The organism is Aromatoleum toluvorans (genome assembly GCF_012910905.1).
GTDB lineage: Bacteria > Pseudomonadota > Gammaproteobacteria > Burkholderiales > Rhodocyclaceae > Aromatoleum > Aromatoleum toluvorans.
The window spans coordinates 1-10,693 of sequence record NZ_WTVN01000065.1 but is presented as its reverse complement, the minus strand read 5'-3'; the positions used below and the strand labels follow the sequence as shown (position 1 = coordinate 10,693).

Sequence of the window (10,693 nt, the reverse complement as noted above, 5' to 3'; positions counted from 1 at the left end):
GTATGGGTCTGGTGTCGCTGCTCGATACGACGCGACGACTCCAGTGTCTTTCATGAACCGCCGTATGCGGAACCGCATGTACGGTGGTGTGAGAGGGCGACGGGGGTGACCCCGTCCCCTACTCGATTGCGCGCAGAAATGCCGCGGGCCCCGGTCTTGACGGGGCCTCCGCGGAAGCGCGTGAACTTAGAGGCTGTCGCCGAAGTCCGCGCGGAACTTCGCAACGAGCTGGTCCTGCCAGTCGGTCACCGGCTTCAGGCGACCATAGAAGAAGCGCAGGATCTCGGGTTCTTCCGTGAACGCCAGGCCGCCGATGAGCTTGCGGTGTGCGTAAAGCCACTCGAGGCGGTCGACCGCATACTTGACCTGCGACAGCGTGAACACCCGTCGCGGCATCGCCAGACGCACCAGCTCCATGTTCGCGAACACTTCACTCCCGTCGGGGTCGCGCTGCTCGGACAGCGTTCCGCGCTCCATGCCGCGGATGCCGCCGGCGATGTACAGCGCCGAAGCCAGCGCGCCGGCCGGGTATTGCGCCTGCGGAATGTGATCCACGAACTCCATCGCGTTGACATGGCAGCCCAGTCCGCCCGCGGGCGTGATCACCGGGATGCCGCGCTTCTGCAGTTCATCCACCATGTAGGCGATGAATTGCGGCCCCTGGTTGATGACTTCCTCGTCCATCGTTTCCTCGAGGCCGACCGTAAGCGCCTCCATCTCGCGCACCGACATCCCGCCATACGTGAGGAAGCCTTCATACAGCGGCACCAGGCCGCGCATGCGGCGGTAAAGCTCTTCGTTGCGGATGCAGATGCCGCCACCGCGGGCGCATCCGAGCTTGCGCGCGGAGAAGTAGATGACGTCGCACTGGTCCGCGATCCGGCGCGTGATCTCGCGGATGCCGAGGCCCTTGCAGGCGTCCTCGCGCTGCTTGATGAAGTGCAGGTTGTCCGCGAGCAGGCTCGCGTCGAGCACCAGCAGAAGGCCATGTTCGTTGCAAACCTGGCGGATATCGACGAGGTTCTGCAGCGAGAACGGCTGGCCGCCGATCAGGTTCGTGCCGGCCTCCATGCGCACGAAGGCGATCTTGTCGGCGCCGTGCACCCCGATCACATCGCGCAGCTTGCCGATGTCCATGTTCCCCTTGAAGGGGTGTACGCTCACGACCTCCAGTCCGGAATCGGCGACGAGTTCCTCCACCGTTCCGCCGTTGAGCGTGATGTGGGCTTTCGTGGTCGTGAAGTGGTAGTTCATCGGCACGACCGAGCCTTTGGATACCAGGACCTGCGAAAGGATGTTCTCGCACGCCCGACCCTGGTGGGCCGGCAGGAAGTGCGGCAGTCCGAAGATCTCCTGCAGCTTGTCCGCAAGGCGCGTATAGGTGGCGCTTCCCGCGTAGCTGTCGTCGGCCACCAGCATCGCCGCCTGCTGCTGGTCGCTCATCGCGTTGACGCCGCTGTCCGTGAGCATGTCCATGAACACGTCCGAATTGCGCAGCAGGAACGTGTTGTTGCCCGCCTCGGTGATCGCCGCCAGCCGGCGCTCCACCGGCGGAAGGGACAGTTTCTGGACGATGCGAACCTTGTGCATTTCGAGCGGGATGGCCTCGCCGCTAAAGAACCTCACTTCTGCCATCTCTTTGATCTCCCCAGCTGCCAACGGTTGAAAGTGCACTATGATGCATGCCGTAGCGAGCGCAGAAGTTGATCTTGCACAAGAGTCCTTTAACTTGCCTGCCCCGAGCCGGGGCGGGCGCCTCTGCCCACCCGCCTCAGGGCCCTCGGTCGCGAGTCAACCCGATTTGACTTTCGTGGGTATTCCGCTATACCATCACGAGCTTTCCGTTTATTGGCCTCTGCCCCAGGCCGGACAAGATCGAGGATTCGAATGAAAACGTTTTCTGCCAAGCCGCACGAAGTCAAGCGCGACTGGTTTGTTGTCGACGCGGCGGACAAGGTGCTTGGCCGGGTTGCCGCCGAGGTAGCCCGCCGTCTGCGTGGCAAGCACAAGCCTATCTACACCCCGCACGTTGATACCGGCGACTTCATCGTCGTGGTCAACGTCGAGAAGCTGCGCGTTACCGGTAACAAGGCGCAGGACAAGAAGTACTACCGTCACACCGGTTTCCCGGGCGGAATCTACGAAACCAACTTCACCAAGCTGCAGCAGCGCTTCCCGGAACGCGTGCTGGAAAAGGCGGTGAAGGGCATGCTGCCGAAGGGGCCGCTGGGTTACGCCATGCTGAAGAAGCTGAAGTGCTACGCGGGTGCCGAGCATCCGCACGCCGCTCAGCAGCCCAAAGTTCTCGAGATCTGACAGGAGCCGATCAATGGCTGTGCAATACAACTACGGCACCGGCCGCCGCAAGACCGCGGTTGCCCGTGTGTTCATCAAGCCGGGTACCGGCAACATCGTCGTCAACGGCAAGCCCGTGGATGAGTTCTTCTCGCGCGAAACCGGCCGCATGATCGTTCGTCAGCCGCTCACGCTGACCGAGAACGCGAACCGCTTCGACATCATGGTCAATGTCACCGGCGGTGGCGAGTCGGGCCAGGCGGGTGCCGTGCGTCACGGCATCACCCGTGCGCTGATCGAATACGATGCCGAACTGAAGCCGGTGCTGCGCAAGGCGGGTTTCGTTACCCGCGACGCGCGCGAAGTCGAGCGGAAGAAGGTCGGTTTCCGCAAGGCCCGTCGCCGCAAGCAATTCTCGAAGCGCTGATACCTTCCGGTATCCGCTGGAGCAAAAAAAGCCGCCCGCTGGGCGGCTTTTTTGCTTTTCCGTGTGCGGAAAATGTGCGTCGCGAATGCGATAATGAAAAGCTGCACATGGGGTTTGCCCCGCGAAGGAGAAAGCATGATCAAGGTGGGTGTCGTCGGCGGTACGGGTTATACGGGTGTCGAACTGCTCAGGTTGCTTGCGCGCCATCCAGGCGTGAAGCTGCATGCCATCACGTCGCGTGGCGATGCCGGCATGGCCGTGTCAGAGATGTTCCCGAGCCTGCGCGGCCGCGTCGACCTGCGCTTCGTCACACCAGCCGAGGCTGCGCTCGATCAGTGCGACGCGGTTTTCTTTGCCACGCCCAATGGCATTGCCATGCAGCAGGCGCGTGAGCTGGTCAACAAAGGCGTACGCGTCATCGACCTCGCCGCCGACTTCCGCATTCGGGACGTTGCCGAGTGGGAGAAGTGGTACGGCATGAAGCACGCGGCGCCCGAACTGATCGCCGAGGCCGTGTACGGCCTGCCGGAGCGCAATCGCGAACAGATCCGTTCCGCTCGCCTGCTCGCCAATCCCGGCTGCTATCCCACTGCCGTGCAACTCGGGTTCCTGCCCCTGATCGAGGCGGGGGTTGCAGATCTGTCGCACCTCGTCGCCGACGCCAAGTCGGGTGTTTCGGGGGCGGGGCGCAAGGCCGAAGTGCATACGCTGTTTGCCGAAGCGTCCGACAGCTTCAAGGCCTACGGCGTCGGGGGGCATCGTCATCTGCCGGAGATCCGCCAGGGTCTGGTCGGCATGGCGGGCCAGGACGTCGGTCTCACCTTCGTCCCGCACCTGACACCGATGATCCGTGGCATCCATGCGACCCTGTATATCCGTCTGACGAAGGATGTCGATGTCCAGTCCGTCTTCGAAGCCCGTTACCGCAACGAGCCGTTCGTAGATGTGATGCCGGCCGGCAGCCATCCCGAGACCCGTTCGGTGCGGGCGAGCAACCTGTGTCGCGTCGCCGTCCACCGCCCGCAGGGTGGCGACGTCGTGGTCGTCCTTTCCGTCATCGACAACCTCGTCAAGGGCGCGGCCGGTCAGGCGGTGCAGAACATGAACATCATGTTTGGCCTCGACGAGGCGGAGGGTCTGGACGTGGTGCCGGTCAGTCCGTAATGGAACCAATCGCTCCCATAGTCACTCTTATTTTGACGAAACGCGTCGGGTGACGCATGATGTATTGGTGCACCCCATTCAGGAGAAAACATGAGCACTGCAGTCGAAACCCCGGAACTGCTCGTCTTCACTGACAGCGCGGCGGGCAAGGTCAAGGAACTGATCGAGGAAGAGGGCAACCCGGATCTGAAACTGCGCGTGTTCGTCAGCGGCGGTGGCTGCTCGGGCTTCCAGTACGGATTCACCTTCGACGAGGAGGTGAATGAGGACGACACCGCCTTCGAAAAGAATGGCGTGACGCTCCTGATCGATTCAATGAGCTATCAGTATCTGGTAGGTGCCGAGATCGACTACACGGAAGGTCTGGAAGGCTCGCAGTTCGTGATCCGCAATCCGAACGCGACCAGCACCTGCGGTTGTGGATCGTCGTTCTCCGCCTGATCTCGCTGCGCGCGACAAGTAAAACGGGAGGCCGCGGCCTCCCGTTTTCTTTTGCGTGCGCTCCACTGCTCAGATCAGTTGGCGCGCGCGACCGTCGTGCGGTTGAGCAGCGCGAGCCGCTCGAGCAGCGGGGTGGTTTCGCGACGGAAGGCCGCGAGTGCATTGCCGCCAAGTGGCTGGGTCGTCGGTAGGGCGATCTTCATCGGATCGCGCGCGATGCCGTTGACCCGGATCTCGAAATGCAGGTGCGCGCCCGTGGCCCAGCCGGTTGATCCCACGTAGCCGATCACGTCGCCCTGGCGTACGCGCTGGCCTTTGCGCAGGCCGCGTGCAAATCCGTTCAAGTGTGCGTAGGCGCTTTCGTAGCCATCCCGGTGCTGGATCACGACGACATTGCCGTATCCATTCTGGCCGCCGGCGAACTCCACGACTCCGTTCGATGCAGCCTTGACCGGGGTGCCGGTAGCTGCAGCGAAATCCGTGCCCTTGTGCGCCTTCCAGCGCTTGTGGATCGGATGCATGCGTCCCCCGAAGTTGGAGGAAATGCGCGAGAACTCCAGCGGATAGCGCAGGAAGGCCTGGCTCAGGCCACGTCCTTCCGGCGTGAAATAGGTATCCGCGCCGTCTTCATCGCGGTGCAGTACGACCGCGTGGCGCTTGCCGTCGTTGATGAATTCCGCCGCCAGGATGCGCCCGGCACGAACCGGGATGCCTTGTTCGTGCATCGATTCATAGACGACGCTGAAGCGGTCGCCGCGCCGCAAGTCGCTGCTGAAGTCGATCTCGGTACCGAAAATCTCCGCGAGTTTCGTCGCGACGCTGTCCGGGATGCCCGCGGTATCGGTTGCGCCGAACAGGGTCTGGCGGATCGTGCCGGTGCGCATCTCGATCGCTACATTCAGATCTGCCGGTTCGGTTGTCTGGGTCTTGATGCCGCTCGCGGTCCGTTCGATCGTGAATCGCGTGTCGCCGCCGGCGATCGGCAGGCTGAGCGAGGCGAGGGTGCCGTCGGGGTGCACCACTGCCAGCACGGACCGGCCCGCCCGCAATTGGCGTTGTGCCTGCAGCCCCTGGGGCTGGTTCAGGTAATCGAGCACTTCCTGGTCGTTCGCGCCGATGCGGCGGAAGATTGCCTGTATCGTGTCGCCTGGCAGCACGCGCTCGTCGAAGACGAACGGCAGATTCGACTCGGCGGGCGCCGCCGCAATCGGCCCCAGGCGTTCGATGACCGATTCGGTGCTGATCGGCGCTTGCGTCACCCCCGGGGGGACCGCAGTGGCGGCAACGACGCCCAGCAGTGATGTGCCGACCAGCGCGCCGACGACCCCCCGCCTGCGACCAGTGGAGGGGCGGCCGCTCTGATCGGCTAGAATCGTAACTTTTCGTGCCTGCATGGGATTTTCGGACAAAAAACTTTCGCGAGTGTAGCAAAGTTTTTCGTCGCCCCGTTGAATGGAGAACTGCATGACTGACGTACAGGGAGCCCTCGAACTGATCAAACGAGGCGCCGATGAGTTGCTGATAGAGGCCGAGCTCGCCGAGAAGCTCAAGTCCGGTCGCCCTCTCAGGGTGAAAGCGGGCTTCGACCCTACCGCGCCGGACCTGCATCTCGGTCACACTGTTCTGATCAACAAGATGCGCCACTTCCAGGAGCTGGGCCACCAGGTGATGTTCCTGATCGGGGACTTCACCGGGATGATCGGCGATCCGTCGGGAAAGAACGCGACCCGCCCGCCGCTCTCGCGCGAGCAGATCATGGAGAACGCGCGCACCTACCAGGATCAGGTATTCAAGATCCTTGATCCGGAGAAGACCGAGATCTGTTTCAACTCGGCCTGGATGGAATCGCTCGGGTCCGCCGGCATGATCCGTCTCGCCTCACGCAGCACGGTCGCACGCATGCTCGAACGCGATGACTTCGCCAAACGCTATGCGGCAAACCAGCCGATCTCCATTCACGAATTCCTGTACCCCCTCTGTCAGGGCTACGACTCCGTCGCGATGCGCGCGGACATCGAGCTTGGCGGTACGGACCAGAAGTTCAACCTGCTGATGGGCCGGGAGTTGCAGAAGCACGAAGGGCAGGTGCCGCAGTGCGTCCTGATGATGCCGCTTCTCGAAGGGCTGGACGGCGTGAACAAGATGTCCAAGTCGCTCGGCAACTACATCGGCATTGCCGAAGGACCGCGCGAGATCTTCGGGAAACTGATGTCGATCTCCGACGAGCTGATGTGGCGTTACTACGAGCTCCTCTCATTCCGCTCGACCAGCGAGATCGCCGACCTGCGCAGCGAAGCCGAATCGGGTCGCAACCCGCGCGACATCAAGGTGATGCTCGCGATGGAGCTCGTTGCGCGTTTCCATGACGCCCGCGCGGCGGAAGATGCGAGGACGGAATTCGAAGCGCGCTTCCAGCGCGGAGTGCTTCCCGACGACATGCCCGCGGTGAAGGTTGCCGTGGGTGCCGAGGGCATGCCCGTGTTTCAGGTGATCAAGCAGGCGGGTCTGACGGGGACCACGTCGGAGGCGATGCGGATGATTGACCAGGGCGCCGTGCGTCTCGACGGCGATCGTGTCGAGGACAAGGGCCTCGTCCTGCATTGCGGACGGACTGTTGTCCTGCAGGTGGGCAAGCGAAAGTTCGCGAGCGTGCATCTGGAGTAAATGGCGCCAGAGCCTGTTGAACTCAGGATGGGTGGTCGACGCGAACGCGCACAAAGGTGGCGTGTAAAATGATGTAACTCGCATTGACGCCTCTTCGGACCGTAAAGGGTGTTCGCATCCGTTTGGCCGGATATCACCCAGCCGCTGCAGGCGTTTCGGCGAGCCCGCACTTCAAGCCAGGGTTTCGCGACCATGACATTCCGATCATCGCTCGGCGTGGGCACCACGTTCAGGCCCGGTTTTCTGGGGGTGATCGCATTTGTGGTCGCGCTGGCGGTCACCGGAATGCTCGTCGCGCAATCGGAGCGTGAGGAACTGCGCATTCGGCGCGCCGAGTTGGCCGACCAGAGCGGCGACAAGGCGCACGAGATCGAGAACGGGGTTCGACATGGTCTCGCCGCAACCTATGCGTTGGCGGCGCTGGTCCGACAGGGGCGAGGCGTCGTGCCGGATTTCGATGCGGTGGCGACCGAAATGCTGCGCTATTACCCTGGTGCGGATTCGCTGCAACTGGCCCCGGGCGGAGTCATTCGGCAGATCGTTCCATTTGCGGAGAATGCTCGCGCGATGGGACATGATCTACTCGCGGATCCGGGACGCAACAAGGAAGCATTCCTGGCCAGGGACACCGGCGAGCTGACGCTTGCAGGCCCCTTTCCGCTGATGCAGGGAGGAATTGGTGCAGCGGGTCGCCTGCCGGTGTTTCTGGACGACGAGAACGGGCGGCCGCGGTTCTGGGGGTTTGTCACCGTTCTCATCCGGTTTCCGCAGGTTCTCGCCAAGGCACAGCTGCCACAACTGACGAAGCGCGGCTTGCACTATGAGCTCTGGCGCGTGCATCCGGACACGGGTCTCAGGCAGATCATTGCCGCGTCATCCGAAGTGCCCCTGGTTGACCCTGTCGATCGAACCGTCATGACGCCTAACGGTACATGGACGCTCAGTGTCGCCCCGATCGATGGGTGGACTCACAAATCCGGTCTTGTCCTCAAACTGCTCCTCGGGCTCATCTTCAGTTCGCTCCTCGGATGGCTGGCGAAGCAGATGGGCGAGCTCCGGCTCCACCGGCACAGGCTGCAGGCGTTGGTCGACGAGCGGACCACCGCCTTGGCGGCGCGCGAATCCAAACTGGGTGCGTTGATCGGCTCCCTGCCGGATCAGTTGTTCGTGATGGATGACGCCGGCCGGATCGTGGAGGTCCATTCGCCGGACGCAGCCCTGTTGCCGCGTGATCCTGCCGACATCCTCGGGAGTTCCTACGACGAGGTGTTTCCCCCGCCGGCCGCCGACGGGATCCGGGCTGCGCTCACGGCCATCCGCGGTGACGCACAGCGACGCGAATTCGAATATGCGCTCGAGCTTCCGGTAGGGCGCAGAAAGTTCAGTGCGTCAATGAGCCAGTTGTCCGGCGGGGATGGCCGGCCGGCAGGTTTCATCGCGCTCGTGCGGGATGTTTCCGAGCGCGAGCTCGCCGAAGAAAAGATGCGCGAGGCAATGGTGGTCTTCGACGCCTCCAGTCAGGGCATCATGACGGCCGACGCCAATGGAATCATCACGTCGGTGAACCCTGCTTTTTGCAGCATCACGGGCTATTCGGCCGCGGACGTCATTGGCTACACGCCGGCGATGTTCAAGTCGGGACGGCATGACGCAGCGTTCTACGAGAACATGTGGGCGACGCTCGAGAAGGTCGGCCGCTGGGAGGGGGAAATCTGGAACCGGCGCAAGGCTGGCGACGTCTATCCCCAGTGGTTAACGATATCGGCAGTACGCGACGAGACGGGGCGGCTGATCAAGTACGTATCCATCTTCAGCGACATGACGCGGCGCAAGCAACGCGAAGAAGTGATCTGGCGGCAGGCCAACTTCGACGCGCTAACCGGGCTCGCCAATCGCAACCTGCTCAACGACCGCCTGGAGCGGGCACTCGCGCACAGCCATCGGACCGGCAAGAAGGCGGGGTTGATTTTCCTGGATCTCGACGGCTTCAAGTGGATCAACGACACCCTTGGTCACGATGTCGGCGACGAGATGCTCATCGAGGTCGCGGAGCGGCTGAAGGAGTGCGTCCGCCATCAGGATACGGTCGCCCGGCTCGGGGGGGATGAATTCACTCTTGTTGTCGATGACATCGCAGATGTCGACGACCTGCAGATCGTGGGAGACAAGGTGCTGCGAATCATTTGCAAACCCTTCCTGCTTGCAGGTGCGAACCGCTACGTGACCGGCAGTCTTGGCATCACCGTATTCCCTGACGACGGCGATGACGTGCAGACCTTGCTGCGTAATGCGGACATCGCCATGTACAAGTCCAAGCAACTGGGCAAGAACCGTTGCCAGTTCTACTCGCAGGATATGCAGGAGGCTGCCCGTCTGCGCGTCCAGCTGGAGACGGAACTGCGGATGGCAATCGAGCGCAAGGAGTTCGTGCTCTTCTATCAGCCGATCATCGATGCGGAACGCGGCTGTGTGAGTGGCGCGGAGGCCCTTCTGCGCTGGCATCATCCGTCGCGCGGGATCGTCGCGCCGGACGAATTCATCACGATCGCCGAGGACACCGGCCTGATTGTTCCGATCGGCGCATGGGTGCTGAGCGAGGTTCTGCGCCAGGCAAACGCATGGCGCATTCGCGGCCTGCCGCCACTGCGCGTCGCGGTGAATGTGTCGGGCGTTCAGTTCAGGGAGCAAGGCCTGGTGGAGATGATCACCCAGGCAAGCTGCACCCCGGGTTTCGACGAGATCACGCTCGTCCTCGAAATCACCGAATCCGTGCTCATGCAGAGCAGCGAGGTCACGGAAGCGCGCCTGCGCGAAATCGGCCTGCTCGGCATCGAGTATTCGCTCGACGACTTCGGCACCGGCTATTCGTCGCTCTCGTACCTCAAGCGTTTTCCGGTCGGTCACGTAAAAATCGACCGCAGCTTCGTCAACGATTGCACTGACGACAGGAACGACGCGCTCCTGGTGGAGGCAATCATCAACATGGCACACAGCCTCGGGCTCAAGGTGACGGCAGAAGGCGTCGAAACCGAAAGGCAGCGTGCCTTCCTTCGGGCGCGTAATTGCGATTACCTTCAGGGTTACCTCATCAGTGAACCGCTTCCGGCTGCGGATTTCGAGCTCTTCGTGCTCCGGAACGGCTCGCGGACCCCGCTGACTCGCGTGCCCGCTTGTCCGAAGCATCCGGCGCACGATTGACCGGGCTCCCGCAGTTCGGTGTCGTCTTGATCGACGATTCGGCAAAATCGAAATTTTCCCGAAAGCGCTTGACGCGGTTTCAGAGGTCTATATAATTCGCGCCTCTTCAGCGCTGCAGCGGATTTCGGCGGCGGCGGTGGAGGCCGGAAAGAGGTGGGTAGCGCGGCGGCGGATTCAGAAAAATTTGCTGCGGTGCTTGACGAAACGAAGTGAGTTTGTCAGAATCTCTTTCTCGCTGCTTCGGCGGCGGTTCTTTAAAAAATTGGACAACCGATAAGTGTGGGTGCTTGGTTGGTGCGGCTGAAACTGCTTCGGCGGTTTAATGTTGCAAAGATTGAGTGCTCATATGTAAGTCAGTAATGATTTCTTTGAGTGCTTTGTTGGATTGAACTTAAGAGTTTGATCCTGGCTCAGATTGAACGCTGGCGGCATGCTTTACACATGCAAGTCGAACGGCAGCGGGGGCTTCGGCCTGCCGGCGAGTGGCGAACGGGTGAGTAATGC

Annotated in this window: 8 protein-coding genes and 1 rRNA gene; 7 read left to right on the top strand and 2 right to left on the bottom strand. The window is 62.1% G+C overall.

The window, feature by feature from the left end; genetic code table 11:
* Nucleotides 1-186 precede the first annotated feature (186 nt).
* Nucleotides 187-1,635: a tryptophanase gene (locus GPA22_RS21935; protein ID WP_169258195.1), complete on the bottom strand. Its 1,449-nt coding sequence runs from the start codon at nucleotides 1,633-1,635 to the stop codon at nucleotides 187-189.
* A 252-nt stretch (nucleotides 1,636-1,887) separates the two neighbouring features.
* Here GPA22_RS21935 and rplM point away from each other — a divergent pair, with 252 nt between their 5' ends.
* The 4 genes from rplM to erpA all read left to right on the top strand — a co-directional run bounded on the left by rplM (nucleotide 1,888) and on the right by erpA (nucleotide 4,327).
* Nucleotides 1,888-2,316, top strand: a complete 429-nt coding sequence (gene rplM, locus GPA22_RS21930) for a 50S ribosomal protein L13 (protein WP_076601387.1) — start codon at nucleotides 1,888-1,890, stop codon at nucleotides 2,314-2,316.
* 13 nt (nucleotides 2,317-2,329) lie between these two features.
* Nucleotides 2,330-2,722: a 30S ribosomal protein S9 gene (gene rpsI, locus GPA22_RS21925; RefSeq protein WP_169258194.1), complete on the top strand. Its 393-nt coding sequence runs from the start codon at nucleotides 2,330-2,332 to the stop codon at nucleotides 2,720-2,722.
* A 135-nt stretch (nucleotides 2,723-2,857) separates the two neighbouring features.
* Nucleotides 2,858-3,886 (top strand): N-acetyl-gamma-glutamyl-phosphate reductase, encoded by a 1,029-nt coding sequence (gene argC, locus GPA22_RS21920; RefSeq protein ID WP_169258193.1) that lies wholly within the window; start codon nucleotides 2,858-2,860, stop codon nucleotides 3,884-3,886.
* A gap of 90 nt (nucleotides 3,887-3,976) precedes the next feature.
* Complete coding sequence (gene erpA / locus GPA22_RS21915) at nucleotides 3,977-4,327, top strand: iron-sulfur cluster insertion protein ErpA (protein WP_121427712.1); 351 nt, start codon at nucleotides 3,977-3,979, stop codon at nucleotides 4,325-4,327.
* A gap of 74 nt (nucleotides 4,328-4,401) precedes the next feature.
* Here erpA and GPA22_RS21910 read toward each other — a convergent pair whose 3' ends face one another.
* Nucleotides 4,402-5,877: a M23 family metallopeptidase gene (locus tag GPA22_RS21910; protein WP_425483973.1), complete on the bottom strand. Its 1,476-nt coding sequence runs from the start codon at nucleotides 5,875-5,877 to the stop codon at nucleotides 4,402-4,404.
* Between GPA22_RS21910 and tyrS the strand changes: the two genes are divergently transcribed.
* The 3 genes from tyrS to GPA22_RS21895 all read left to right on the top strand — a co-directional run.
* On the top strand, nucleotides 5,792-6,991 hold the full coding sequence (tyrS, locus tag GPA22_RS21905) for a tyrosine--tRNA ligase (RefSeq protein ID WP_169258192.1): 1,200 nt from the start codon (nucleotides 5,792-5,794) through the stop codon (nucleotides 6,989-6,991). The genes GPA22_RS21910 and tyrS overlap by 86 nt on opposite strands.
* A 192-nt stretch (nucleotides 6,992-7,183) precedes the next feature.
* The gene (locus tag GPA22_RS21900; protein WP_169258196.1) at nucleotides 7,184-10,189 is read left to right on the top strand and encodes a bifunctional diguanylate cyclase/phosphodiesterase; all 3,006 of its coding nucleotides are present in this window, start codon (nucleotides 7,184-7,186) and stop codon (nucleotides 10,187-10,189) included.
* A gap of 387 nt (nucleotides 10,190-10,576) precedes the next feature.
* Nucleotides 10,577-10,693: ribosomal RNA gene (locus GPA22_RS21895) — 16S ribosomal RNA — on the top strand; the annotation flags it as partial.